Origin of the sequence: Microbacterium protaetiae, from assembly GCF_004135285.1 — a bacterium.
Taxonomy (GTDB): Bacteria; Actinomycetota; Actinomycetes; order Actinomycetales; family Microbacteriaceae; genus Microbacterium; species Microbacterium protaetiae.
The window spans coordinates 3,716,770-3,742,453 of record NZ_CP035494.1 but is presented as its reverse complement, the minus strand read 5'-3'; the positions used below and the strand labels follow the sequence as shown (position 1 = coordinate 3,742,453).

Below are 25,684 nucleotides of genomic sequence, written 5' to 3'. Positions count from 1 at the left end.
ATCGGCCACGCAAGATACTTTGCAGAAGAACGAGCCCGAAAGAGGAAGAAATGCCACTGACTCCGGATGACGTCGTCACCAAGCAGTTCCAGCACGTCCGGTTCAAGGAGGGCTTCGATCCCGATGAGGTCGATGACTTCCTCGATGAGATCGTGGTCGAGTGGCGCAAGGCCCTGGCCGAGAACGAGGAACTGAAGGCCAAGCTCGCCGCGTATGAGTCGGGCGAGGCCGCGTCGCCGGCGCCGCAGCCGGCTGCCGAGCCGCAGCCCGCGCCCGTGGCCGCGGCTCCCGTGGCCGCCGCACCGGCCGCCACCGACGGCGCCGCGCAGAGCGCGGGCATCATCGAGCTGGCCCAGCGCCTGCACGACGAGCACGTCGCCGAGGGCAAGGCGCAGCACGACCAGCTGATCGCCGATGCCCGTGCCCAGGCCGCCTCGATCATCTCTGAGGCCGAGGCTCGCGGCCGCGACGAGATCGCCCGCCTCGACAAGGAGCGCACCACCCTCGAGGGTCGCATCGCCGAGCTGGAGAAGTTCGAGAGCGACTACCGCTCGCAGCTGCGCAGCTACATCGAGGGCAAGCTCCGCGATCTCGAGACCACCGGCACCAGCTCAGGTGCGACGCCGGTCTCGGCCGGACTGTAGTCCGGGCCCCGGCCCACGCTCTTGAGCGGTCGCGCCCCCCTGCGTACGGCGACGGCCGGCACCCTCGTTGTGATCCTCGCAACGCTGGTGCTGGCCGTCGACCAGTTCACCAAGTACCTCGCCCTGCAGCATCTTCCGCTGGAACAGCCGGTGCATGTCATCGGCAATGTCCTCATCTTCTTCCGCATCACCAATGCCGGGGCGGCATTCTCGCTCGGCGAGCACGTCACCTGGCTTTTCACCATCGCCCTCGCGGTCGTCGCCCTCGTGATCATCTGGCTCGTCGGCACGCGGGTGCGCTCGCGGGCCTGGGCGATCATCCTGGGCCTGCTGCTGGGCGGAGTGCTCGGCAACCTCACCGACCGGCTCATCCGTGAGCCGGGTTTCGCAGTCGGGCACGTGGTCGACTTCATCAACACCCCGTGGATGATGCCGGCGACCTACAACGTCGCCGACATGTTCATCACGACCATGATGGTCGGCGTCGCCATCCTCGTCTTGATCGGCCTGCGCCTGGACGGCACACGCGAGAAGCGTGCGACGGGTGACGCCACGATCGAGGACTGACGTGGAGTCGCGCACCCTGCCGGTCCCCGACGGCCTGGACGGCACCCGTGTGGATGCCGCGCTGGCCAAGATGCTCGGATTCTCGCGCACCTTCGCCGCCGACGTGGCCGATGCCGGCGGCGTGAGCGCCGACGGTCGGGTGTTGGCCAAGTCCGACCGCCTGCACGCGGGCGCGTGGCTCGAGGTCTCATGGACGCCCAAGAGCGAACCGCAGGTGGTGCCGCTGGCTGTTCCCGACCTCGGCGTCGTCTACAGCGACGATGACATCGTCGTGGTCGACAAGCCCGCCGGGGTCGCCGCCCACCCTTCGCTGGGCTGGGAGGGGCCGACAGTGCTGGGAGCCCTCGCGGCGGCGGGCTTCCGGATCGCGACGAGCGGCCCGGCTGAGCGGCAGGGGATCGTGCACCGATTGGATGCCGGAACCAGCGGACTGATGGTGGTGGCATCCAGTGAACGGGCCTATGTGGCACTCAAACGTGCCTTCAAAGAGCGCACGGTCGAGAAGATCTACCACGCGGTGGTGCAGGGCCATCCCGACCCGTTGGCGGGAACCATCGACGCTCCGATCGGGCGACACCGCACGCACCCGTGGAAGTTCGCCGTCACGCCCGACGGCAAGGACTCGATCACGCATTACGAGACGATCGAGGCCTTCCGCGGGGCATCCCTGCTCGAGATCCATCTTGAGACCGGGCGCACTCACCAGATCCGCGTGCATATGGCCGCGCACCGGCATCCCTGCGTCGGCGATCCGCTCTACGGCGCCGACCCCACGCTGTCGGCGCGGCTCGGGCTGACTCGACAGTGGCTGCATGCGCACCGCCTCGCGTTCGAACATCCCGGTACGGGGGAGCGGGTGTCGTTCGCGTCACCGTACCCCGCCGACTTCGCACACGCGCTGGAGATCCTCCGCGCCGAGTGAGGCACCCCGCGGGCGCAAGACATGCGCCCAGCGGTACACCGCGCGACCTACGCTGAAGAGATGAACGCCCTCGCCTCGCGCCCCTGGCTGACCTCGTACGCCGAGGGTGTGCCCGCCGAGATCGAACCGGTGAACCAGACGCTGATCGACATGCTCGACGACGCGGTGGCGCGGTTTCCCCAGCGCGTTGCACTCGAGTTCTTCGGTGCCACCACGACATACGCCCACCTCGGCGAGCAGGTCCAGCGTGCGGCGGAAGGTCTGCGCCGGCTCGGCGTGGCCTCAGGCGACCGCGTCGCACTGATCCTTCCGAACTGCCCGCAGCACATCGTCGCGTTCTATGCGGCGCAGCGGCTGGGCGCCATCGTCGTCGAGCACAATCCGCGGTACACGGCCCGGAGCTGCGTCACCTGTTCGAGGTGCATCACGCGAAGGTCGCCATCGTGTGGGATGCCGTTGCCGACACCGTCGCGGATTTTCCGTCCGACATCCGCCCCGCCCACATCGTCGCCGTGACAATGCCCGAGGCGATGCCGTGGCGCCTGCGCACGATGCTGCGTCTGCCGGTTCCCAAGGCGCGCGCGACCCGCGCGTCGCTGACGGTTCGCCCGACGGCGAAGAGCGTCATCACGTGGCCGCGCGTCGCACAGTCGCGGCGCATCCGGTCGCGCCTCGCGCGACCCGAGCTCGATGACATCGCCGTGCTGCAGTTCACCAGCGGTACGACGGGGCTGCCCAAGGCCGCCGTCCTGACCCACCGCAACCTGCGCTCCAATGCGGCCCAGTCCGTCGCCTGGGTGCCCGATCTGGTGCCCGGCGGCGAGGTGTTCTATGCCGTGCTGCCGCTGTTCCACGCCTACGGCCTGACGCTGTGCCTGACCACGGCGATCTCGATCGGCGCGCGCATCGTGCTGTTTCCGACCTTCGAGGTGACGATGACGCTCGATGCCATTCGGCGCACCCCGCCCACCTTCCTGCCCGCCGTCCCGCCGATCTACGACGCCCTGGCGCGCGCGACCAGCCGCGCGGGGATCGCGCTGACGAGCCTGCGCAACGCCATCTCGGGCGCGATGGCGCTGCCCGAGGCGACAGTGCGGCGCTGGGAGAAGGCGACCGGCGGCGTGTTGGTGGAGGGATACGGCATGACCGAGTGCTCGCCGATCGCGCTGGGCAACCCGATGGGTCCGCGGCGCCGCACCGGCACGGTGGGCGTGCCCTTCCCGAGCACCGAGATCCGGGTGGTCGATCCCGAAGATCCGAGCACCGACCGCCCGCTGGGCGAACCCGGCGAGCTGCTCGTGCGCGGCCCGCAGGTGTTCCAGGGGTACTGGAACCTGCCCGACGAGACCGCGCGCACGCTGCTGGAGGGCGGCTGGCTGCGCACGGGCGACATCGTGACCGCCGACGCCGACGGCTTCGTCACGGTCGTCGACCGGATCAAAGAGCTCATCATCACCGGCGGATTCAACATCAGCCCGAGCGAAGTCGAGAACGCACTCCTGCTGCATCCCGACGTGGTCGAAGCGGCGGTCGTGGGCCTTGCCCGCCCCGACGGGGGAGAGGCGGTGAATGCCGCGGTCGTCCTGCGCGAAGGAGCGGTGTTCGATCCGGAGAGCCTGCGCGCACACAGCCGCGTGCACCTGGCCGGCTACAAGGTGCCGCGGTCGTTCGTACAGCTCGACGCATTGCCCCGGTCGCTGGTGGGCAAGGTCATCCGTCGCGAGGTACGCGAAGAACTGGCCCGTCGGCGCACGACGTGAGAGTCCGACCCCGAACGTAGACTCGAGACGTGGCATCCGACTCCTTCGTTCACCTGCACGTGCACAGCGAGTACTCGATGCTCGACGGTGCAGCGCGCATCGGCGACATGGTCGCCGAGGCGTCGCGGCTTCAGATGCCGGCGATAGCCGTCACCGACCATGGCAACACCTTCGCGGCATTCGAGTTCGCCAAGGCAGCGGGCGCCGCCGGCATCAAGCCGATCATCGGCATCGAGGCGTATGTGACGCCGGGCACGCACCGCTCCGACAAATCCCGGGTGCGGTGGGGAACACCCGAGCAGAACGACGACGATGTGTCGGGTTCCGGTGCCTACACGCACATGACGCTGCTCAGCGAGACCACCGAGGGCATGCACAACCTGTTCCGGCTCTCGAGCCTGGCGAGCCTGGAGGGCTACTACTTCAAGTCGCGGATGGATCGCGAGATCCTGCAGACCTATCACCAGGGGCTGATCGCGACCACGGGCTGTCCGTCGGGCGAGATCCAGACCCGACTGCGGCTGGGGCAGTACGAAGCGGCGCGAGCGGCGGCGGCCGAATTCCAAGACATCTTCGGTCGCGACAACTACTTCTGCGAGATCATGGACCACGGTCTGTCGATCGAGCGGCGCATCATCGACGATCTGCTCAAGATCGCGAAAGACCTGAAGATTCCGCTCCTGGCCACCAACGACTCGCACTACACGCATCAGCACGACGCCACCAGTCACGCGGCACTGCTGTGCGTGCAGTCCGGATCGACGCTGGACGACCCCAAACGGTTCAAGTTCGACGGCGACGGCTACTACATCAAATCTCCCGCCGAGATGCGGCAGATGTTCCGCGATCACCCCGAGGCGTGCGACAACACGCTGCTGATCGCCGAGCGCTGCGACGTCACCTTCAACACCGGGGCGAACTACATGCCCCGCTACCCGGTGCCCGACGGCGAGACCGAAGAGACCTGGTTCCTCAAAGAGGTCGAGAAGGGGCTGCACTTCCGTTACCCCGACGGCATCCCCGACAAGGTGCGCGCGCAGGCCGACTACGAATGCGGCGTGATAGCGCAGATGGGGTTCCCCGGCTACTTCCTCGTCGTCGCCGACTTCATCAACTGGGCCAAGGACCACGGCATCCGGGTGGGCCCCGGCCGCGGTTCGGGTGCGGGATCGATGGCCGCGTACGCGATGCGGATCACCGACCTCGACCCCCTCGACCACGGGCTGATCTTCGAGCGCTTCCTCAACCCCGACCGCGTCTCGATGCCCGACTTCGACGTTGACTTCGACGACCGCCGCCGTGGCGAGGTGATCCAGTACGTCACCGAGAAGTACGGTGACGACCGGGTCGCGCAGATCGTCACCTACGGCACCATCAAGGCCAAGCAGGCGCTCAAAGACGCCGGCCGCGTGCTCGGGTTCCCGTTCAGCATGGGCGAGAAGCTCACCAAGGCCATGCCGCCGGCGGTCATGGGCAAAGACATGCCGCTGGGCGGCATGTTCGACCCGCAGCATCCGCGCTACAAAGAGGCATCCGAGTTCCGCACCGTCATCGAGACCGATCCCGAGGCGAAGACCGTCTTCGACACCGCGGTGGGCCTGGAGAACCTGAAGCGGCAGTGGGGCGTGCACGCGGCCGGTGTCATCATGTCGAGCCACCCGCTGACCGACATCATCCCGATCATGAAGCGGGAGCAAGACGGCCAGATCGTCACCCAGTTCGACTATCCGTCGTGCGAGACGCTGGGCCTGATAAAGATGGACTTTCTGGGGTTGCGCAACCTCACCATCATCAATGACGCGCTCGACAACATCGAGGCGAACCGGGGCCATCCGCTCGTGCTCGAAGAGCTGCCGCTCGACGACAAGCCCTCGTATGAGCTGCTCTCGCGCGGCGACACGCTGGGCGTGTTCCAGCTCGACGGTGGGCCGATGCGGTCGCTGCTGCGATTGATGAAGCCCGACAACTTCGAGGACATCTCGGCCGTCATCGCGCTGTATCGCCCCGGTCCGATGGGGGCGAACTCGCACATCAACTACGCGCTGCGCAAGAACGGCCAGCAAGAGATCACGCCGATCCATCCCGAACTCGAAGAGCCGCTCAAAGACATCCTCGAGACCAGCTACGGCCTGATCATCTACCAGGAACAGGTCATGGCGATCGCCCAGCGCGTGGCCGGGTTCTCGCTCGGCCAAGCAGACATCCTGCGCCGCGCGATGGGAAAGAAGAAGAAGTCCGAACTCGACAAGCAGTACGCGGGCTTCCATCAGGGGATGATCGACCGCGGGTACGGCGAGGGCGCGGTCAAGGCGCTGTGGGACATCCTGCTGCCGTTCTCCGACTACGCGTTCAACAAAGCGCACTCGGCCGCTTACGGTCTGGTCTCGTACTGGACCGCGTATCTGAAGGCCCATTATCCCGCCGAGTACATGGCGGCGCTGCTGACCAGCGTCGGAGATTCGCGCGACAAGCTCGCCCTCTACCTCAACGAGTGCCGGCGCATGGGCATCCAGGTGCTGCCGCCCGACGTCTCCGAGTCGATCAAGTACTTCGCCGCCGTGGGGGAGGACATCCGCTTCGGCCTGGGAGCCGTGCGCAACGTCGGCTCGAACGTGGTCGACGGCATCGTGCAGGCGCGAGCCGAGGGCCCGTACGCGTCGTTCCACGACTTTCTGCGCCGCGTTCCCACACACGTCGCGAACAAGCGCACCGTCGAGTCGCTCATCAAGGCGGGCGCCTTCGATACGCTCGGCGACACGCGACGCGCGCTGATGGAGATCCACGAGGATGCCACCGAGGCGGCCGTGCTCGACAAGCGGCGCGAGGCCAACGGCGAGGTGGGGTTCGACTTCGACTCGCTGTGGGGCGACGACGAGCCCGCCCAGGTGGCCAAGGTGCCCGACCGCCCCGAATGGACCAAGAAAGACAAGCTGGCGTTCGAGCGCGAGATGCTCGGCCTGTACGTGAGCGACCATCCGCTGGCGGGGCTGGAGATCCCACTGGCCAAGCACGCATCGACGAACATCCACGATCTGCTCTCGAACGAAGACGTGCGCGACGGCGATCAGGTCACCGTCGCGGGTCTTGTCACCAGCGTGCAGCACCGGGTGGCCAAATCCAGCGGCAATCCCTACGGCATGATCACCGTCGAAGACTTCGACGGCGAGGTCACCGTGATGTTCATGGGAAAGACATATACCGAGTTCCAGACGATGCTGCAGGCCGACTCGATCCTCGTCGTGCGCGGCCGGGTGTCACGCCGCGACGACGGGCTCAACCTGCATGCCCAGTCGGCTTTCACCCCCGATCTGGGAGTGGTGGATGTCTCGGGCCCGTTGACCCTGCTGATGCCCGAGCACCGCGCGACCCACCGCCTGGTCACCGAGCTCGCCGAAATGCTCGACCGCCATCACGGCGACACCGAGGTGACGCTCAAGCTGCACCGGGGCAGCGTCGCGAAGGTGTTCGAGGTGCCGCATCCGGTACGCGTCAGCGCCGATCTCTATGGAGAGCTGAAGGGACTGCTGGGACCCCAGTGCCTGGGGTAGCCCTCCGGTAGTATCGGACGACGCGCGCCCATGGGTGCGGATCGGAAGGGAGCACACGTGACCGAGGAACAGCAGAACGATCCGATCGTCGAGGCTGCATCGTCCGGGGAGGTCCCCGCAGCCGACGATGTCGCCGACGACGACACGATCGTGCGGGACGACCTGCCGGCGCGCGCCGACGCCGCGGCCGACGAGGCTGCGGTGCCGCAGGAACCCGACAGCGGCGATCAACCCGGCGCTGCCCCGGCACCGGGCGGAGTCGCCCCGCTGTACGGCATCGGCCCCTTCTCGCTGCGCGAGGTGATCCTTGCCGGCGTGTGGCTGGTCGCCTTCGTGGTCTCGTTCTTCTCCACGTCGAGCTTCGGTTTCAGCTCAGTGTGGACCAGCGGCATCAGCTGGATCCTCACGATCGGCGTGCCCACGGTCGCCGTGTTCTTGGTGGTGCTGCGCCGGCTGTCGCCGACGGGCATCCGCCGTGTCGGGTCGCTGGGCATCGATCAGTTCGCATCGGTCGCGTTCTCGGTCGCCGCGGTGCTGTGGCTGGGGCAGATCTGGTCGCAGATCGGCGTGACGATCGCGGGCGGTCCCTGGGTGACCACGTGGGTCATCTGGGTGGAGTTCGTGATGATGCTCGCCGGCGTCGTGCTGACGGTCTTCGCACCGGTCATTCCGGGCCTGGCGGGGGACTTCCTCGAGCGCGCCGAGATTCCGGCCCACCGCGTCGCACGCGGCGCACGCAGCGTGGTGGCACGCCCGCGGGTGGCGCCCGCCTTCGCGCCGCAGAGCGCCGGCGCACAGTACGCCGCCGCAGACGCCTACGCGCCCGCCGACGGCTACGCACCTGCCGACGCTTACGCATCTACCGACGCTTACGCACCTACCGACGCCTACGCGCCTGCCGAGGGCTACGCACCCGCCGAGGGCTACGCGCCCGCGGCCTTCGCCGCCGGTGAGTGCGCTCCCGAGGCGGCACAGCCGACGGCCGAGTCGTCGGAGCCGGCTGCCGCCGCGCAGCCTGCCGCCGAGCAGCCCGCTGCGCAGCAGGCGGCACCGGCGCAGCAGGCATTCTGGGCGCTCGCGCCCGAAGAACGCGACGTCGTCGACGAGAACGGCACGCCGATCTTCCGCGTCGGGCCCACCGCCTGGGCGCTGGTGATCGAAGACCGCGGTTCCTCGTTCGTCATCCGTCATGAAGACGGCCGGGTCGGCCTGCTCACCGATGTGACCGGCATCACCCGGGGCTGACCGCGTAAGAACGACGCGTGCGCAGCATCCCACCGGATAGCCTGGAGGGATGCTGCGCACGATTGATCTCCGCGGCCGGCGTCTGTCGCCGGCCGCTCTCCTCGCCGCCGTCCCGCGCGCCCGGGCCTCGCGCGCCGACGCCGTGGACACCGCCGCGCGGATAGTGCACGATGTCGCGGCGCGCGGCGAGAGCGCCCTGCGCGAGCAGGCCGCGCAGTTCGACCAGGTCTCCGGCCATGCCCTGCGCGTTCCCGCCGCGCACCTCGACGAAGCACTGGCTGGTCTCGACCCCGCGGTGCGTGCGGCACTGGACGAATCGATCGGGCGCGTGCGCGCGGCATCCGCCGCACAAGTGCCCGGCCGCACGGTCACCGAGCTGGCTGCGGGTGGCACCGTCGAGCAGCGCTGGCAGCCGGTGCGGCGCGCCGGTGTGTACGTGCCCGGCGGCAAGGCTGTCTACCCCTCGAGCGTGATCATGAACGTGGTGCCCGCCCAGGTGGCCGGCGTCGAGCGGGTCACGCTCGCTTCGCCGCCGCAGGCCGAGTTCGGCGGCCGAGTGCACCCTGACATTCTCGCCGCGGCACGCCTGCTGGGCGTCGACGAGGTCTATGCGATGGGCGGTGCCGGGGCCGTCGGCGCCTTCGCCTACGGTGTGGAGAGCATCGGCCTCGAACCGGTCGACGTCGTCACCGGGCCTGGCAACAACTTCGTCGCCGCCGCCAAACGGGCGGTGGCCGGCTTCGTGGGCACCGACGCCGAGGCCGGCGCCACCGAGATCCTCATCGTCGCGGATGCCGCGGCCGACCCGGTGCTCATCGCGTTCGATCTGATCAGCCAGGCCGAGCACGACGAGCAGGCCTCGGCCGTGCTCGTGACCGACAGTGAGCAGCTCGCCGCGAACGTACGCTCCGCCGTCACCGATCGCGTCGGCGCCACCCGCAACGGCGTGCGCGCCCAGACGGCGCTGAACGGCGAGCAATCGGCGATTGTGCTGGTCGACGACCTGGCCGCGGCCACCGCGTTCAGCAACGCCTACGCTCCCGAGCACCTCGAGCTGCACCTTGCCGATCCCCGGCCCGATGACTTCGTCAACGCCGGCGCCATCTTCGTGGGGGCCAGTTCGCCGGTGAGTCTGGGTGACTACCTTGCCGGCAGCAACCACGTGCTGCCCACCGGCGGCCAGGCCCGCTACGCCGCGGGGCTGTCGGCAGCCACGTTCCTGCGGCCGCAGCAGGTCATCGTCTATGACCGCGCCGCGTTGGCGGCCGTCGCCGAGCACATCGTCGCACTGGCGAACGCCGAAGCCCTGCCCGCGCACGGCGAGGCCGTGACGGCAAGGTTCGCGGGGTAGTCTGTCCGCTGATGCACTGCCCCTTCTGCCGCCACCCCGATTCCCGCGTCATCGACTCTCGCACGAGCGACGACGGCCTCAGCATCCGCCGGCGCCGCCAATGCCCCGAGTGCGGCCGGCGCTTCTCGACGGTCGAGACCGCGAGTCTGACCGTGGTCAAACGTTCCGGCGTTGCCGAGCCGTTCAGCCGTGAGAAGGTGGCAGCCGGCGTGCGCAAGGCGTGTCAGGGTCGTCCGGTGACCGAAGACGATCTGGCGATGCTCGCACAGCAGGTGGAAGAGACGCTGCGCGGCACCGGCGCCTCGCAGCTGGAGACCAACGACATCGGGCTGGCGATCCTCGGGCCGCTGCGTGAGCTCGACGAGGTCGCCTACCTGCGGTTCGCGAGCGTCTACCAGGCCTTCGACTCCCTCGAGGACTTCGAAGCCTCCATCGCCCAGTTGCGCGCCGACCACGGCCGCGCCTGACTGAGAACCGGAGCACGATGTACCCCTTCCTCTTCCGCACGGTGCTGTCGCGTCTGGATGCGGAGTTCGCGCACCACTGCGGAATGATCGTCATCCGCGTGCTGGGTGTGCGTCCATTCGCCTGGGCGACTCGTGCGCTGACCGCGCCCGATCCCGCCCTGCGCACCCGCGTGCTGGGTCTGGACTTCGATTCGCCGTTCGGAGTGGCCGCCGGCTTCGACAAGAACGTCGTCGGGGTGCGCGGACTGTCGGCCCTGGGCTTCGGGCACGTCGAGGTGGGCACCGTCACCGCTATCCCGCAGGACGGCAATCCGAAACCGCGCCTGTTCCGATTGATCCCCGATCGCGCCGTCATCAACCGGATGGGCTTCAACAACCGCGGCGCCCAGGCCGCGGCATCCCGTCTGCGTCGCCTGCGCCGCAGCACGCGGCACCGCGCGGTCATCGGAGTGAACATCGGCAAGAGCCGCGTGGTCGACGTCGCCGATGCGACCGCCGACTACGTGCGCAGCGCCACTGCCTTGGCGCCGCTGGCCGACTATCTCGCCGTGAACGTGTCGTCGCCCAACACCCCGGGCCTGCGCGGGCTGCAGGCCGTCCAGACCCTGCGGCCCCTGCTGCAGGCGGTGCAGGATGCCGCGGGTGCGACGCCGCTGCTGGTCAAGATCGCCCCCGACCTGCCCGACGACGAGATCGCCGCGATAGCGACGATGGCCGTGGACCTGGGCCTTGCCGGCATCATCGTGACCAATACGACGATCTCTCGTGCCGGCCTTTCCACCGACCCGGCCCTGGTCGCCGCCGCGGGGGAGGGCGGTCTCTCGGGCGCGCCGCTGAAGCAGCGCGCGCTCGAGGTGCTTCGGCAGGTGCGCGCCGTGGTGCCGCGCGAGTTCGCCGTCATTGCGGCCGGCGGCGTCGAGACCGCGGCCGACGTCACAGAGCGACTGGATGCCGGCGCCGACCTGGTGCAGGGCTACACAGCGTTCCTGTACCGCGGACCCTTCTGGGCGCGCCAGATAAACCGGGGGCTGAGCCGGAGTCTCAGCGGGCGGGGTGCTGCCCGCGCTTGACCTGGGGCTTGGGCAGCCGCATCCATCGCATCTGGATCGTGCGCATCGCGCCGTACCAACCCAGACCCTTTTCGCGTCGGTCACCGAATTTCTTGGCCGCCGCGCTCTTGATGCGCATCGAGGTGATCACCATGTCGATGATCACCAGCACGACATAGGCCCAGAGCACGATCATCGCGTAGAACTGGATGAGCGGGGCGTTGATCATCATCACGACGATCACGAGGATCATCAGCGGCATGACCAGTTCGCCCACGTGCCAGCCCGCGTCGATGGTGTCGCGCACGAACCGGCGCTGCGGCCCCTTGTCGCGCGCGGGCAGGTACTTGTCGTCACCGGCAGCCATGCCGATCCGCGCCCGCTCGCGCTGCGCCGCGACATCGGCCTTCTGCCGTGCTTTCGCCTCCTTCGTGTCGGCAACGAGGGGGCGCTTGCGCGCGGCCTCCTGCTCGGCGCGCGTGGGAGTGGGGCGTCCCTTTCCGCTCGTCGACGTCTCTTCGGCGACGTCCTGCTCGTCGGCGGCGGTCTTCTTGGACACGATGAAACCTCGGGATCGATGAATGGGTGCCTTTAAGATTACCCGCATGACCTCCGAGCTGTCTCGACACGAAGCCGTCCGCACCGCCGCCGACGAAGCCGTTCCCGAAGCCCTCGCCGATCTGGGCGCGCTCGTGCGCATCCCGTCGGTCGCCTTTCCGGGCTTCGACCATGCCCAGGTGCAGCGCAGCGCCGAGGCGGTGAAGGCTCTCGCCGAGGCGACCGGCGTGTTCGAGCGCGTCGAGATCCGCGACGCGGCCGTGCCCGACACCGAGGAGCGCGGCATGCCGGCGGTGCTGGCCACGCGCGCGGCGCGCAACGGGCGGCCGACCATCCTGCTGTACGCGCATCACGACGTGCAGCCGGTGGGCGATGAGGCGCTGTGGGAATCGGCCCCGTTCGAGCCCACCGTGCGCGACGGACGCCTCTACGGTCGCGGCGCCGCCGACGACAAAGCGGGGGTCATGGTGCACATCGGCGCGCTGCGGGCCCTGCGCCAAGCGCTCGGCGACGACTTCGATCTGGGCGTGGCGCTTTTCATCGAGGGTGAAGAAGAAGCCGGCTCGCGTTCGTTCGCGCAGTTCCTCTCCGACAACGCCGACGCCCTGCGCGCCGACGTGATCGTCGTTGCCGACTCGGGCAACTGGGACGCCCGCACACCGGCGGTCACGGTATCGCTGCGCGGCAATGCCCGCTTCACGCTGCGCGTGCGCACGCTCGATCACGCGTCGCACTCGGGCATGTACGGGGGAGCAGTGCCCGACGCGCTGATGGCCACGGTGAAGCTGCTGGCCACGCTGTGGGACGACGACGGCGCCGTGGCCGTGGAGGGACTGGCGACCCGGGATGCCGCAACCCCCGACTACTCCGAAGAGACGCTGCGCGACGAGGCGGGACTGCCCGCCGGCGTGACGCCGATCGGTCGAGACAGCATTCTCAGCCGCATCTGGAACAAGCCGTCGATCACCCTCACCGGCATCGATGCGCCCAGTGTCGTCAACGCCTCGAACACCCTCACTCCCGAGGTGACCGTGGTGATCAGCGCGCGGGTAGCGCCCGGTCAGACCGCGCGCGAAGCATATGAGGCGCTGGCCGCGCACCTGCGCGCCCACGCACCGTTCGGCGCCGAGCTCGAGTTCACCGACGTCGACTGCGGCGACGGATTCCTCGTCGACACCGGGGGGTGGGCCGTGCAGGATGCCCGCGCCGCGCTGGCGGACGGGTACGGCGTTGCCCCGGTCGACCTGGGCGTCGGGGGATCCATCCCGTTCATCGCCGACCTTGTGCGCGAGTTCCCGGCCGCGCAAATCCTGGTCACCGGGGTCGAAGACCCGCATGCCCGTGCGCACAGCCCGAACGAATCCCTGCACCTCGACACGTTCCGCCACGCTCTGAGCGCCGAGGCGCTGCTACTGGAACGCCTCGATACGCGCACACTCTGACGACACGGCCGGGCGCGGTCCGCGCGGGCCGCCCCGGGCGTAGACTCGTGGCATCCGACCCTCAGTCACGTCAGGAGAGCCATGACCGACACAGCGCTGACCACCGAACAGCCCGTCCGCGAGCACGGGGTGCTGCTGACCGATGCGGCCGCCGACAAGGTGAAGAGCCTGTTGGCTCAGGAGGGTCGCGACGACCTGCGCCTGCGTGTTGCCGTGCAGCCGGGCGGATGCTCCGGGCTGATCTATCAGCTGTACTTCGACGAGCGCTTCCTCGACGGCGACCACGCCGTCGACTTCGGGGGCGTCGAGGTCATCGTCGACGAGATGAGCATCCCGTATCTGGACGGGGCCACGATCGACTTCCAAGACACGATCGCACAGCAGGGTTTCACGATCGACAACCCCAACGCAGCCGGCAGCTGCGCGTGCGGCGACAGCTTCCACTGAGCCGCAGACGCGCCGCGGCGCGTGGCCTCCACCTGGACGATTGGCCAGAATCAGGTGGGAGGTTGCCCTAGACTGGCCACTGTCAGTTCGTTGATCCGGAAAGGTGCACTGTGCCCTCGAAACGTCGCCTCCGCTGGCTCGCCCTCCCGCTCGGCGCCGGTGCGGCCGCCGCGTTGGCGGGCTGCACGTCGACCCAGCTCCACGGGTTTCTGCCCGGGTTCGAGGATGCCGACGCCCCGCCGGCCACGAACCACACCGACATGGTTGCCGGCCTGTGGACGAACTCCTGGATCGTGCTTCTGATCGTCGGCTTCCTCACCTGGGGCCTGATGCTCTGGGCGATGGTCGCGTACCGCCGCCGTAAGGGGCAGACCGGTCTGCCGGTGCAGCTGCGCTACAACATGCCGATCGAGATCTTCTACACGGTCGTGCCGCTGATCCTGGTGGCCGGTATGTTCGCCTTCACCGCCCGCGACCAGGCGATCCTCGAGACACAGGATGAGAACCCCGACGTGTCGGTCACCGCTATCGGCAAACAGTGGTCATGGGACTTCCAGTACAACGGCGAGGCCGAAGACAACTCCGACGCCGTGTGGTCGATGGGCACACAGGCTCAGCCCGACGCGGGCGGCAACGTGGATCAAGACGCCCTGCCGACCCTCTACCTTCCGGTGGACGAGAGCGTGCGCATCGATCTGCAGTCGCGCGATGTGGCCCACTCGTTCTGGATCATCGACTTCCTGTACAAGAAAGACCTGTACATCGGCAAGGACAACTCGTGGTCGTTCACCCCGACCCGCGAGGGCACGTACCAGGGCAAGTGCGCCGAGCTGTGCGGTGAGTACCACTCGGCCATGCTCTTCCAGGTGAAGGTGGTCAGCGCCGACGAGTACCAGCAGCATCTGCAAGAGCTGCGCGACGAAGGCAACACGGGCGACATCACCGACGAATACGACCGGCTGGGCAATGCGCCCGGGACCGACGCCCAGAACGAGGGAGAGAACTGAGATGGCGACGACGCTCCCGTTGCAGGAATCAAGCCGCACGACGACCCTGCCGCCGCGCCAGGCCGCACTGCTGTCCTCGACCCGGGTCGAGCAGAAGGGCAACATCGTCGTCAAGTGGATCACCTCCACCGACCACAAGACGATCGGCTACATGTACCTGATCGCCTCCGTCATGTTCTTCATGCTCGGTGGCGTCATGGCCCTGATCATCCGCGCTGAGCTGTTCGAGCCGGGGATGCAGATCATCCCCACAAAAGATCAGTTCAACCAGCTGTTCACGATGCACGGCACGATCATGCTGCTGATGTTCGCGACGCCGCTGTTCGCCGGGTTCGCCAACGCGATCCTGCCGCTGCAGCTGGGCGCTCCCGACGTGGCCTTCCCGCGTCTGAACGCCTTCGCATTCTGGCTGTTCCTGTTCGGCTCGTTGATCGCCGTGTCGGGATTCCTGACCCCGCAGGGCGCGGCCGCCTTCGGCTGGTTCGCGTATCAGCCACTCGCCAATGCGACCTTCTCTCCGGGTGCGGGCGGCAACCTCTGGATGCTCGGGCTCGGCATGAGCGGTTTCGGCACCATCCTGGGTGCGGTCAACTTCATCACCACCGTGATCACCATGCGCGCGCCGGGCATGACGATGTGGCGCATGCCGATCTTCAGCTGGAACACACTGATCACCAGCATCCTTATCCTCATGGTCTTCCCGGTGCTGGCCGCCGCGATCCTGGCCGCCGCTGCCGACCGCGTGCTGGGCGCGCACATCTACGACCCGGCCAACGGCGGCGTGCTGCTGTGGCAGCACCTGTTCTGGTTCTTCGGCCACCCCGAGGTGTACATCATCGCGCTGCCGTTCTTCGGCATCGTCTCCGAGGTGTTCCCGGTGTTCAGCCGCAAGCCGATCTTTGGATACAAGACGCTGGTCTACGCCACCATCTCGATCGCCGCACTGTCGGCATCGGTGTGGGCGCACCACATGTATGTCACCGGCGCGGTGCTGCTGCCGTTCTTCTCGCTGATGACGATGCTGATCGCGGTGCCCACGGGTGTGAAGATCTTCAACTGGCTGGGCACGATGTGGCGCGGCTCGGTGACATTCGAGACGCCGATGGTCTTCGCGATCGGGTTCCTGGCGTCATTCATCTTCGGCGGTCTGACCGGCGTGATCCTGGCGTCGCCGCCGCTGGACTTCTTCCTCTCCGACTCGTACTTCGTCGTCGCGCACTTCCACTATGTGGTGTTCGGCACGGTCGTGTTCGCCATGTTCTCGGGCTTCTATTTCTGGTGGCCGAAGTGGACCGGAAAGATGCTCAACGAGCGGCTGGGCATGGTGCACTTCTGGATGCTGTTCATCGGGTTCCACATGACGTTCCTCGTGCAGCACTGGGCCGGCGTCGACGGGATGCCGCGGCGGTACGCCGACTACGCGCCCTCTGACGGCTGGACGTGGATGAACCAGGTGTCCACGATCGGTGCCATGCTGCTGGGCTCGTCGATGATCCCGTTCCTGCTGAATGTATGGATCACCGCCCGCAATGCCCCCAGGGTGACAGTGAACGACCCGTGGGGTTACGGTGCCTCGCTCGAGTGGGCGACCAGTTGCCCGCCGCCGCGGCACAACTTCACGTCGATCCCGCGCATCCGCAGCGAGCGGCCCGCGTTCGACCTCAACCATCCCGAGGCTGCGGGCGAGCCGATTCTCGTGGGAGCAGCTGTCGCCGAAGGAGAGGCCAAGTAGATGCGCAGCAACGCCGTCATCTGGTGGGTATTGGTTGGCTTCTTCCTGCTGATGAGCATCGTCTACACCGGCTGGAACATCATCGACCACCCCGACATCGTCTGGTATCACGCCATCGAGTGGGTGGGTTCGGTCGCGCTGCTCTTTGTCGCGCTCATGTCCGCGCTCATCGCGTTCTATATCGGGCGTGTGCATCACGCTCAGGGCGGGGAGCTGCCCGCTGACATCCTCACCGCTGAGATCGACGATGGTGACCCCGAGATCGGCGAGTTCTCGCCGTGGTCGTGGTGGCCGCTTGTTCTGGCGTTCTCGGCCGCCCTCGCGATGATCGGCCTAGCTGTCGGACACTGGATGGTCCCGATCGGGCTGGGCGTGTTCGTCGTGGCTATCGTCGGCTGGGTGTACGAGTACTACCGCGGACACTTCGCCCGCTGACACACCTTTCACAGGGCCCTGGCGCCGGGTTTCCCCGGGCCGGGGCCCTTGTCGTGCTCGCGGGCGCGCTCGCGTTGTGCTGGCGGGCCGCCCGCGTCGTGCTCGCGCTATCCGATTCGGCGTTCGCGCCCCGAATCTGCGCGCACCCCGAATCTGCGCGCACCCCGAATCTGCGCGTGCCCCGGCGCGCAGCGGGGCTTCGAATCCCCGCGAGCCGGCGCGCGTCGTGCTCGCGCTCCCCGATTCCGCGTTCGCGCCTGTCATTCGCATACGCCGACGCGGATTCCGATAGCGTGAGCGACCCGGGCCGCGCCATCCGCCCGTCGCGCTACCCGAGTCTGCACACGCGCCCCAAATCTGCGCGCGCCGGCTGACGTGTTGTGCTCGTGCTATCCGATTCCGCGCTCGCGCCTGTCATTTGCATACGCGAACGCGGATTCCGATAGCGCGAGTGACCCGAACGGCGACATCCGCCCGTCGCGCTACCCGAGTCCGCACACGCGCCCCGAATCTGCGCGCGCGGGCGCGCGTCGTGCTCGCGCTACCCGATTCCGCGTTCGCGCCTGTCATTCGCATACGCGAACGCGGATTCCGATAGCGCGAGTGCCCCGAACGGCGACATCCGCCCGTCGCGCCACCCGATTCCGCACACGCGCCCCGAATCTGCGCGCGCCCCGAACCCCCAAACGCTACCCGAGTCCGCACACGCGCCCCGAAGCCGGGCCCGGCAGCACTCCTCGCCGTACGGGAAGGGCCCCGCCGCACAGAGTGCGGGCGGGGCCCAGGCGGAGAGAATCCGACCCTACTGGTCGCGGTCCTTCTCGCGGTGGTGCTTGTTCTCCTCGTCGTCGCTGAGGACCGAGGTCGGCGCCGTCGGGATCTCGCCCGTCTTGGCGTCGGGTTCCTGGGGGCGCAACGGCGACTCGGGGTGACCGGCACGGGTGTGCGCTCCCTGGATCTCGGCCGACGCAGTGGCCGTGAGCTCCTCGAGGGTGTGGTGCTGGTGCGCCACAGCGGCGTCGAGCTCCGACTGGGTCACCGGAGTGAGGCGGTCTTCGAAGAACCAGCGCGACATAGCCGAGCGGGTGTTCTGCCAGAAGCCGATCTTGCCCTTCGCGTTCGGACGCACCACCAGCGGCTCGTAGGTCTCGTAGTCGACGAGCTTGAAGCGGTCGAACTGCTCGACGCTGCGATGCACCTCGATGAACTCGCCGCCGGGCAGGCGCACAATGCGCCCGGACTCGTACCCGTGCAGCACGATCTCGCGGTCCTTCTTCTGCAGTGCGAGGGCGATGCGCTTCGTGACGAAGTAGCCGATGATCGGGCCGAGGATCAGCAGCGCTTGCAGCGTGTGGATGACCCCCTCCATCGTCAGAGAGAAGTGCGTGGCGATGAGGTCGGACGACGCCGCGGCCCACAGCACCGCATAGAAGATGACGCCGGCGACGCCGATCGCGGTGCGGGTGGCGGCGTTGCGCGGACGCTGCGCGATGTGGTGCTCGCGCTTGTCGCCGGTCACCCAGGCCTCGATGAACGGGTAGATCAGCACCAGGACGATGAAGATGCCGATCACCAGCAGCGGCAGGATGATGTTGAACGACCAGGTGCGAGCGAGCCATACGAACTCGAGGTGTGGCGGGACCAGGCGCAGGGCGCCGTCGGCGAAGCCGATGTACCAGTCGGGCTGTGTACCGGCCGAAACGGGGGAGGGATCGTATGGGCCGTAGTTCCAGATCGGGTTGATCGTGAACAGCGACGCGATCAGCACTATCACGCCGAAGACGATGAAGAAGAAACCGCCCATCTTCGACATGTACACCGGCATCATCGGGTAGCCCACGACGTTGCTGTTCTTGCGGCCCGGGCCGGCGAACTGCGTGTGCTTGTTGATGACCATGAGCATCAGGTGCAGCACGAGCAGAGCCACAAGGATCGCCGGCAGCAGCAGGATGTGCAGGGTGTAGAGGCGTCCCACGATCTGATCACCCGGGAACTCCCCGCCGAACAGCAGGAACGAGATCCAGGTGCCCACCAGCGGAATGCCCTTGACCATACCGTCGATGATGCGCAGGCCGTTGCCCGAGAGCAGGTCGTCGGGCAGCGAGTACCCGGTGAAGCCCTCGGCCATCGCGAGGATGAACAGGATGAAGCCGATCACCCAGTTCAGCTCACGCGGCTTGCGGAAGGCGCCGGTGAAGAAGATGCGCAGCATGTGCACGCCGATGCCGGCGACGAACACGAGCGCGGCCCAGTGGTGGATCTGCCGGACCAGCAGCCCGCCGCGAATGTCGAACGACAGGCGCAGCGTGGAATCCAGCGCGGCCGACATCTCGACGCCGCGCATCGGGATGAAAGCGCCGGCGTAGTGCGTGGGCACCATCGAGGCCTGGAAGAAGAACGTCAGGAACGTGCCCGAGAGCAGGATGACGACAAAGCTCCACAGCGCGATCTCGCCCAGCATGAACGACCAGTGGTCGGGAAAGATCTTGCGGCCGAGCTCCTTGACGAACCCCGACAGGCTGGTGCGCTCATCGATGTAGTTCGACGCCCAGCCGACGAACCGGCCACCGAGCGGCTTTTCCTTCGTGTCCTCCTGAAAACGGGAGGTGGTGGTTGCAGTGCTCAATGACGCTCCCAGAAGCTCGGGCCGACGGGTTCGTGGAAGTCGCTCTGAGCGACGATGTAGCCCTCGTCGTCGACTTCGATGGGCAGCTGCGGCAGCGCTCGGGCAGCGGGACCGAAGATCACGCGGGCGCCGTGCGAGACGTCGAACTGCGACTGGTGGCAGGGGCACAGCAGGTGGTGTGTCTGCTGCTCGTACAGCGCCACCGGACATCCGACGTGGGTGCAGACCTTGGAGTAGGCGACGATGCCGTCGAAGCCCCAGTCCTCATGCCCCGGCTCGGGGTGCAGCTGGTCGACGGGAAGGCGCATCAGCAGCACGATGGCCTTCGCCTTCTCTTCGAGGTAGCCCTCGCCGTGCGCGACCTTGGCGAGGTCTTCGGGGATCACGTGGAAGGCGGATCCGAGAGTGACATCGGACGCCTTGATCGGCACGCCGCTCGGGTCGTGTGCGAGGCGCATGCCCTTCTTCCACATGGTGTGGCTGAGCAGATACACCGGGTCGCCGGCGTGCGGGCTGGCTTCAGAGCTCTGCGGAGCCAGGCCCCGGAAGAGCGTGATGCCGGGGATCACCGAGGCGACCAGCGCTGCGAACAGCGAGTTGCGGATCATGGCGCGACGACCGAAGCCGGAGTCTTCGTTCGCGTCGGAGAACGCCTTGACGGCCGCCTCGCGGGTCGTGTCGCGACCGCGCGTCGCGTGCCGCGGCTCGATGTACTCCTTGTCGGACATGATCGCCTTCGACCAGTGGATCGCGCCGATGCCGATCGCCAGCAGCGCGAGGGCGATGCCGAGGCCGATGAAGAGGTTGTTGTGCCGGATGCTGGTGACCTGGCCGTCTTCGATCGGGAAGATCATGTAGGCAGCCACAGCCCAGATGCTGGCGGCGACGGACAGGTAGAACAGCGTGTACACCGTGCGGACCGCGCGCTTCATGGCGGCGGGGTCCTGGTCGGTCACCCGCTCGCGGTGCGGCGGCAGCTGGCTGTTCTGCACCGGGTCGGGGACCGCGACGGCGAGCCCGGGGGAGGGCTTCCACGAAGCCCTCTCGTGCTCGAGCGGGTCTTCCTCGTGTGCCATGGTGCTCCTCGTGCGTGGAATTCAGTGAACGATCAGTTGGACTTCGCGGTGATCCACACCGTCACCCCGATGAGGGTGCCGATGCCGAAGATCCAGATGAAGAGACCTTCAGCGACCGGGCCCAGCGACCCGAGTGCGAATCCGCCGGCGGACGCGTGGTCCTGCATGAACAGCAGGTACGAGATGATGTCGCGCTTCTCCTCGAGATTGAGGTTCAGGTCGCTGAACACCGGCATGTTCTGCGGGCCGGTGACCATCGCGGCGTACATGTGCAGCGGGCTGGTCTCCCCTAGTGCGGGGGCGAACTTGCCTTCGGTGAGCGCACCACCAGCACCGGCGACGTTGTGGCACATCGCGCAGTTGGTGCGGAAGATCTCGGCGCCGTTGGCCACGTCACCCTCGCCGTCGAGCGTTTCCTCGGACGGGTAGGTGGGACCGGGCGAGACCGACTGGACGTAGACGGCGATCGCCTTGATCTGGTCTTCGGTGAACTGCACCGGCTTCTGCGGGGCCTGCGGCCCCTGCATGGCCAGCGGCATGCGCCCGGTGGAGACCTGGAACTCAACGGCCAGCTCGCCGACGCCGAACAGCGACGGCCCTGCCTCAGAGCCCTGCAGATCCAGCCCGTGACAGGTCGCGCAGTTCGCTTGGAACAGCTTCTTGCCGTCGTCGACGGTCAGTGCGGTACTCGACGTCGATGCGCTGTCGTTGGTCGCGGCGACCGCCGCGGAGGCGCCGGCGTAGATGCCGCCGGTGGCCAGCAGGCCGATGCCGATGAGGACGACTGCTGCCAGCGGACTGCGACGCCCAGAGGCGCGACGCTTCTTCTCACGTGCCATTTTCGATGCGGCCTTCACTCTTATTTCAGGAAGTAGATGACGAGGAACAGGGCGATCCAGACGACGTCGACGAAGTGCCAGTAGTACGACACGACGATGGAGGTCGTCATCTCCTTGCGCCCGAAGTTCTTCACGGCGTAGGCGCGCCCGATCACCAGGAGGAACGCGATGAGGCCGCCGGTCACGTGCAGTGCGTGGAACCCGGTGGTCAGGTAGAACGCCGAGGCGTACGCGTTGGCGCTGATCGGCATGCCCTCGGTGACGAGCTGGGCGTACTCCCACACCTGCCCGGACACGAAGATCGCGCCCATGGCGAAGGTGAGGAAGAACCACTCCACCATGCCCCATCCGAGGGGACCGCGCTTGCGCACGGAATACGGCTGGAACCGCTCGGCCGCGAACACACCCATCTGGCAGGTCACCGACGAGAGCACCAGGATGATCGTGTTCACGGCGGCGTACGGCACGTTCAAGTGCTGCGTCATCTCCGCCCACAGACCGGGGGAGGTGCTGCGCAGCGTGAAGTAGATCGCGAACAGACCCGCGAAGAACATCACCTCGCTGCCGAGCCAGACGATTGTGCCGACGGCGACCGGGTCAGGTCGCTTCACTGTGCGCAGAGCCTGATTGAAAGTCGCTGGGGTCGTCACGCACACCATTATGGCCGATTTCAGGCGGGGATATTCGCATCGACGTGCCCGAATCGGGTCTCGACACCGGTTAGGCGAACCTAAGAAGTCGCCCCGTCTTAGATGAAAATCCGCCTCGGATCTGCTGGGATGACGCTGAGATAGGATTTTCATCCATGGCAGAACTCACCTCGTGGCCCGACATCCTCACCTCGATCTTGGAGGGTCGCGATCTGAGTGTCGCGGAGGCCACCTGGGCGATGCGTCAGGTGATGGCCGGCGCGGCGACGCCGTCGCAGCTGGGGGCGTTCCTGGTGGCGCTGCGGCGCAAGGGCGAGACCGTCGACGAGGTGGTCGGATTCCGCGACGCGATCCTCGAAGCCGCACTGCCGTTGCCGGTCAGCGCCGATGTGCTCGACATCGTGGGAACCGGCGGTGACCGGGTGGGCACCGTGAACATCTCCACGATGGCAGCCGTCGTCGCCGCGGCTTCCGGAGTTCCCGTCGTCAAGCACGGCAACAAGGCCGCCAGCTCTTCGTCGGGATCGAGCGATGTGCTCGCGGCTCTGGGCCTGGATCTCACCCTCGCGCCCGAGAAGGTGGCCCAGGTGCTGGAGCGCACCGGCATCACGTTCGCCTTCGCCTCGGCGTTCCATCCCGGATTCCGGCATGCCGGGGCCACGCGTGCCGAACTCGGCATTCCCACGGTCTTCAACTTCCTCGGACCGCTGTGCAACCCCGCCCGCGCCGAGGCCAACGCGGTGGGGGTGGCGCAGCTCGACCGGGTGCCGCTGATCACCGGCGTGTTCCGCACCCGCGGGGCCACGGCCCTGGTCTTCCGCGGTGACGATGGTCTCGACGAGATGACCACCACGGGGCACACCCGCGTGTGGGAGGTCAGCCTCGGCGACATCCATGAGCACGACATCTATCCGCCAGACCTCGGGCTGCCGCTCGCGCAGCTCGACGACCTGATCGGCGGAGACCCCGCCCACAACGCCGAGGTCGTCCGGCGCACGTTGGCCGGCGAGCAGGGCGCGGTGCGCGACGTGGTGCTGCTCAACACGGCGGCGGGGCTGGTCTCGTATCGGCTGTTCCGCGACCCCACCCAGGTGCAGCGCCCGATTCTGGAGCGCCTGACCGAGGCGCTGCGCGACGGCGCCGAGGTCATCGACAGCGGGGCCGCGTCGGCGAAGCTCGACGCGTGGATTTCGGCGACTCGCGAGCTGGCGGCCTGAGCGCCGCTGGGTGAGAGCCGCTCAGCCGGCGGCAGCGGCCAGGGCTTCGAGCACGCGATCCATCGCGCCGCCCAGACCCCATCGCCGTGCGAGCGCGGTGGCGGCTGCGGCATCCGGCACTGCGGGGGCGGGAACCGCGACATCGGCGTGGTCGCTCACCCGTACGACGGCGGGGGCCACGTCGAGGTAGTCGGATGCCTCGAGGATCTTGGCGCGCACCCGCGGTGTCAGCTGCCGGTCATCCCGCGCCGCCGCGCGGATGCCGGCCAGGTCGCCGTGCGCGGCCAGCAGATTCGCGGCCGTCTTCTCACCGACCCCGGCCACTCCGGGAAGCCCGTCGGAGGGGTCTCCGCGCAGCACCGCGAAATCGACGTACTGCGCGGCGCGCACCCCGTACTTGGCGCGCACGACGTCGTCGGTGACCACCTCGAGATGGCTCATTCCCCGGGCGGTGTACACCACGCGCACCCGGCGATCGTCGTCGACGACCTGGAACAGATCGCGGTCTCCGGTGACGACGTCGACCGGACCGGTGGCATGTGCCGCCAGCGTGCCGATGACGTCGTCGGCCTCATGATCGGCGGCGCCGACCGGCGGCATCCCGAGGACCTCGAGCGCTTCGCGGATCAGCGGTACCTGCACCGTCAGCTCTTCGGGCACCTCCTCGATCGAGGTGCCGTCGGCGAGCGTCTGCGCCACACGGTGCGCCTTGTACGACGCGATCAGCTCGACGCGCCAGCGCGGGCGCCAGGCATCGTCCCAGCAGGCGGCGACCGATGCCGGTCGATACATCGTCACGAGCTTGGCGATGATGTCCAGGAATCCGCGCACGGCGTTGACGGGAGTGCCGTCGGGTGCGGTGACGGATGCCGGGACTCCATAGAACCCGCGGAAGTACAACGATGCGGAGTCGAGCAGGAGCAACTTCTCTGCGGAGGATGATGTGTCTGCGGGCATGGCGCCAGGCTAGCGTCACGGAGCGGATGCGCCAGTGGGTGGGCGAGGGCGCGACGCCCTGCGCTCAGCGTGAGGGGGGCTCGACGTCTTCGGTCAGCGTGTCGTGGATGCGGTGCAGGTCCACCAACAGCGAGCCCACCAGCACCCAGTGCCCCGACCGGGGAGCCGCAACCGAGAGCGGGCGGGTGAGGGCAGGGGCCTGATCCTCGGCCGGCGCGAGGTCGGCCTCGTCATCGAGCCGCTGCACCAGCAGCCGTACGTCGTGCGCGGCCCGGTGCAGCTGCTCGGCGATGGCGGCGACCGTCGGCTCGGTCTCGAGCTCCTCGTCGTAGCGGTCGTAGAACGTGCGCGACATGCCGATCGTCTGGGTGACCACTGTCGAGAAGCGGTCCAACAGCGTCTGCAGCTCAGTGAGTTCGCTGCGATGCCGGCCGGCCCGCGGGTTCAGGGTGAGCGATTCGACAGCCGTGCGGATGGCGCTGTCGGCAGCCTCGCGCATCGGGCGCAGCAGACGCGCGGTGACCAGCAGCTCGGTCAGGCTGGCCGCTGACTGCGGGCGGTGCAGCGCATCGCCGAGGCGGTCGAGGGTGTTCGCCAGCTCGGCGCCCAGCAGATCGACGCTGCGATGGGCGGGTGCGATCGCGACCGGTGGCACGATGAGCACATTGACGATGAAGCCGATCACCGCGCCGATCATCGTCTCGATGATGCGGTCGAGGGCATAGCCCGGTGTCGCGGTGCCCAGGGCGAGCACCAGCATCGCACTGATGGCCACCTGGTTGGCGGTGCCCGAGGTCATCCGCAGCGCCCAGGCCAACAGCAGGGCGATCACGATAGCGGCGATGACCACCCACGTGCCGTTGCCCAGTACGAGGCCGAGCAGGCCCGCCACGGCCACGCCGATGATCACGCCCACGGTGCGCTCGACGGCCTTCGAGAACGACTGGTTCAGACTCGGCTGCACCACCAGCAGCGCCGCGATGGCCGCGAACACCGGGAGCGGCCCGGGAATCAGCCAGGCGCACAGCAGCCACGCGGCCACGGTGGCCACCGCCGATTTGAGCACCTGCAGCACGGGGGCCCGGCGGCTCGCACGGAACAACTCGGTCATGCGCATGAGTCCACGGTATTGCGCCCGCATGTGC

21 protein-coding genes and 1 pseudogene are annotated in these 25,684 nt (G+C 67.8%); 15 read left to right on the top strand and 7 right to left on the bottom strand.

Features of this window, described 5'->3' with window-relative positions; genetic code table 11:
• Nucleotides 1-50 precede the first annotated feature (50 nt).
• The 9 genes and pseudogenes from ET475_RS17480 to ET475_RS17440 all read left to right on the top strand — a co-directional run bounded on the left by ET475_RS17480 (nucleotide 51) and on the right by ET475_RS17440 (nucleotide 11,574).
• A complete protein-coding gene (locus tag ET475_RS17480; protein ID WP_129393313.1) occupies nucleotides 51-644 on the top strand; it encodes a DivIVA domain-containing protein in 594 nt (197 codons plus the stop codon).
• Nucleotides 645-665: 21 nt separating this feature from the next.
• Nucleotides 666-1,211, top strand: coding sequence for a signal peptidase II (gene lspA, locus ET475_RS17475; protein ID WP_129393310.1), 546 nt, complete (start codon nucleotides 666-668; stop codon nucleotides 1,209-1,211).
• Nucleotide 1,212: 1 nt separating this feature from the next.
• A complete protein-coding gene (locus ET475_RS17470; protein WP_129393307.1) occupies nucleotides 1,213-2,133 on the top strand; it encodes an RluA family pseudouridine synthase in 921 nt (306 codons plus the stop codon).
• 60 nt (nucleotides 2,134-2,193) lie between these two features.
• A pseudogene (locus ET475_RS17465) lies at nucleotides 2,194-3,893 on the top strand (long-chain-fatty-acid--CoA ligase).
• A gap of 29 nt (nucleotides 3,894-3,922) precedes the next feature.
• On the top strand, nucleotides 3,923-7,441 hold the full coding sequence (dnaE, locus tag ET475_RS17460; RefSeq protein WP_129393304.1) for a DNA polymerase III subunit alpha: 3,519 nt from the start codon (nucleotides 3,923-3,925) through the stop codon (nucleotides 7,439-7,441).
• 57 nt (nucleotides 7,442-7,498) lie between these two features.
• Complete coding sequence (locus ET475_RS18225; protein ID WP_422879924.1) at nucleotides 7,499-8,686, top strand: hypothetical protein; 1,188 nt, start codon at nucleotides 7,499-7,501, stop codon at nucleotides 8,684-8,686.
• A gap of 49 nt (nucleotides 8,687-8,735) precedes the next feature.
• On the top strand, nucleotides 8,736-10,037 hold the full coding sequence (gene hisD / locus ET475_RS17450) for a histidinol dehydrogenase (RefSeq protein WP_129393301.1): 1,302 nt from the start codon (nucleotides 8,736-8,738) through the stop codon (nucleotides 10,035-10,037).
• 11 nt (nucleotides 10,038-10,048) lie between these two features.
• The gene (gene nrdR, locus ET475_RS17445) at nucleotides 10,049-10,504 is read left to right on the top strand and encodes a transcriptional regulator NrdR (RefSeq protein WP_129393298.1); all 456 of its coding nucleotides are present in this window, start codon (nucleotides 10,049-10,051) and stop codon (nucleotides 10,502-10,504) included.
• Between the two features lie 17 nt (nucleotides 10,505-10,521).
• Nucleotides 10,522-11,574 (top strand): quinone-dependent dihydroorotate dehydrogenase, encoded by a 1,053-nt coding sequence (locus tag ET475_RS17440; RefSeq protein WP_129393295.1) that lies wholly within the window; start codon nucleotides 10,522-10,524, stop codon nucleotides 11,572-11,574.
• Here the strand turns inward: ET475_RS17440 and ET475_RS17435 are convergent.
• Entirely contained in the window at nucleotides 11,546-12,112 is a 567-nt protein-coding gene (locus tag ET475_RS17435; RefSeq protein ID WP_242497699.1) for a DUF3043 domain-containing protein, read from the bottom strand. The genes ET475_RS17440 and ET475_RS17435 overlap by 29 nt on opposite strands.
• Nucleotides 12,113-12,158: 46 nt before the next feature.
• On the opposite strand from ET475_RS17435, the gene ET475_RS17430 reads away from it, so the two are divergent.
• The 5 genes from ET475_RS17430 (at nucleotide 12,159) to ET475_RS17410 (ending at nucleotide 17,174) form a co-directional block, all read left to right on the top strand.
• Nucleotides 12,159-13,553, top strand: a complete 1,395-nt coding sequence (locus tag ET475_RS17430) for a dipeptidase (protein WP_129393289.1) — start codon at nucleotides 12,159-12,161, stop codon at nucleotides 13,551-13,553.
• Nucleotides 13,554-13,634: 81 nt separating this feature from the next.
• The gene (locus tag ET475_RS17425) at nucleotides 13,635-14,000 is read left to right on the top strand and encodes a HesB/IscA family protein (RefSeq protein WP_129393285.1); all 366 of its coding nucleotides are present in this window, start codon (nucleotides 13,635-13,637) and stop codon (nucleotides 13,998-14,000) included.
• A 110-nt stretch (nucleotides 14,001-14,110) separates the two neighbouring features.
• Nucleotides 14,111-15,007, top strand: a complete 897-nt coding sequence (gene ctaC / locus ET475_RS17420) for an aa3-type cytochrome oxidase subunit II (RefSeq protein WP_129393282.1) — start codon at nucleotides 14,111-14,113, stop codon at nucleotides 15,005-15,007.
• Nucleotide 15,008: 1 nt separating this feature from the next.
• Nucleotides 15,009-16,739, top strand: a complete 1,731-nt coding sequence (gene ctaD, locus ET475_RS17415; RefSeq protein WP_129393279.1) for an aa3-type cytochrome oxidase subunit I — start codon at nucleotides 15,009-15,011, stop codon at nucleotides 16,737-16,739.
• The gene (locus tag ET475_RS17410) at nucleotides 16,740-17,174 is read left to right on the top strand and encodes a cytochrome c oxidase subunit 4 (protein ID WP_129393276.1); all 435 of its coding nucleotides are present in this window, start codon (nucleotides 16,740-16,742) and stop codon (nucleotides 17,172-17,174) included. It abuts the gene before it with no gap.
• A gap of 802 nt (nucleotides 17,175-17,976) precedes the next feature.
• On the opposite strand, the gene qcrB is transcribed toward ET475_RS17410, so the two are convergent.
• From qcrB to ctaE, 4 genes are read right to left on the bottom strand one after another with little or no spacing between them, the layout of a single operon-like run.
• A complete protein-coding gene (gene qcrB, locus ET475_RS17405) occupies nucleotides 17,977-19,800 on the bottom strand; it encodes a cytochrome bc1 complex cytochrome b subunit (RefSeq protein ID WP_129393273.1) in 1,824 nt (607 codons plus the stop codon).
• A complete protein-coding gene (gene qcrA / locus ET475_RS17400; RefSeq protein WP_129393270.1) occupies nucleotides 19,797-20,876 on the bottom strand; it encodes a cytochrome bc1 complex Rieske iron-sulfur subunit in 1,080 nt (359 codons plus the stop codon). Before qcrA ends, qcrB begins: the two co-directional genes overlap by 4 nt.
• Nucleotides 20,877-20,908: 32 nt before the next feature.
• Nucleotides 20,909-21,715: a cytochrome bc1 complex diheme cytochrome c subunit gene (qcrC, locus tag ET475_RS17395; protein ID WP_129393267.1), complete on the bottom strand. Its 807-nt coding sequence runs from the start codon at nucleotides 21,713-21,715 to the stop codon at nucleotides 20,909-20,911.
• Between the two features lie 20 nt (nucleotides 21,716-21,735).
• Complete coding sequence (gene ctaE / locus ET475_RS17390) at nucleotides 21,736-22,374, bottom strand: aa3-type cytochrome oxidase subunit III (protein ID WP_129393264.1); 639 nt, start codon at nucleotides 22,372-22,374, stop codon at nucleotides 21,736-21,738.
• 146 nt (nucleotides 22,375-22,520) lie between these two features.
• On the opposite strand from ctaE, the gene trpD reads away from it, so the two are divergent.
• Nucleotides 22,521-23,582 carry an anthranilate phosphoribosyltransferase gene (trpD, locus tag ET475_RS17385; protein WP_129393261.1) on the top strand — a complete coding sequence of 354 codons (1,062 nt, stop codon included), beginning with the start codon at nucleotides 22,521-22,523 and terminating at the stop codon, nucleotides 23,580-23,582.
• A gap of 21 nt (nucleotides 23,583-23,603) precedes the next feature.
• Here trpD and ET475_RS17380 read toward each other — a convergent pair whose 3' ends face one another.
• Both ET475_RS17380 and ET475_RS17375 read right to left on the bottom strand, forming a co-directional pair.
• On the bottom strand, nucleotides 23,604-24,539 hold the full coding sequence (locus tag ET475_RS17380; protein ID WP_129393258.1) for a 5'-3' exonuclease: 936 nt from the start codon (nucleotides 24,537-24,539) through the stop codon (nucleotides 23,604-23,606).
• Nucleotides 24,540-24,603: 64 nt separating this feature from the next.
• Nucleotides 24,604-25,650: an FUSC family protein gene (locus ET475_RS17375; protein WP_340638591.1), complete on the bottom strand. Its 1,047-nt coding sequence runs from the start codon at nucleotides 25,648-25,650 to the stop codon at nucleotides 24,604-24,606.
• Nucleotides 25,651-25,684: the final 34 nt, after the last annotated feature.

Coding starts and splice junctions, on each gene's coding strand:
- ET475_RS17480 (WP_129393313.1), top strand. CDS start 51: ATGCCACTGACTCCGGATGACGTCGTCACCAAGCAGTTCCAGCACGTC.
- hisD (WP_129393301.1), top strand. CDS start 8,736: ATGCTGCGCACGATTGATCTCCGCGGCCGGCGTCTGTCGCCGGCCGCT.
- nrdR (WP_129393298.1), top strand. CDS start 10,049: ATGCACTGCCCCTTCTGCCGCCACCCCGATTCCCGCGTCATCGACTCT.
- ET475_RS17440 (WP_129393295.1), top strand. CDS start 10,522: ATGTACCCCTTCCTCTTCCGCACGGTGCTGTCGCGTCTGGATGCGGAG.
- ET475_RS17430 (WP_129393289.1), top strand. CDS start 12,159: ATGACCTCCGAGCTGTCTCGACACGAAGCCGTCCGCACCGCCGCCGAC.
- ET475_RS17425 (WP_129393285.1), top strand. CDS start 13,635: ATGACCGACACAGCGCTGACCACCGAACAGCCCGTCCGCGAGCACGGG.
- ctaD (WP_129393279.1), top strand. CDS start 15,009: ATGGCGACGACGCTCCCGTTGCAGGAATCAAGCCGCACGACGACCCTG.
- ET475_RS17410 (WP_129393276.1), top strand. CDS start 16,740: ATGCGCAGCAACGCCGTCATCTGGTGGGTATTGGTTGGCTTCTTCCTG.
- qcrA (WP_129393270.1), bottom strand. CDS start 20,876: ATGGCACACGAGGAAGACCCGCTCGAGCACGAGAGGGCTTCGTGGAAG.
- qcrC (WP_129393267.1), bottom strand. CDS start 21,715: ATGGCACGTGAGAAGAAGCGTCGCGCCTCTGGGCGTCGCAGTCCGCTG.
- ctaE (WP_129393264.1), bottom strand. CDS start 22,374: ATGGTGTGCGTGACGACCCCAGCGACTTTCAATCAGGCTCTGCGCACA.
- trpD (WP_129393261.1), top strand. CDS start 22,521: ATGGCAGAACTCACCTCGTGGCCCGACATCCTCACCTCGATCTTGGAG.
- ET475_RS17380 (WP_129393258.1), bottom strand. CDS start 24,539: ATGCCCGCAGACACATCATCCTCCGCAGAGAAGTTGCTCCTGCTCGAC.
- ET475_RS17375 (WP_340638591.1), bottom strand. CDS start 25,650: ATGACCGAGTTGTTCCGTGCGAGCCGCCGGGCCCCCGTGCTGCAGGTG.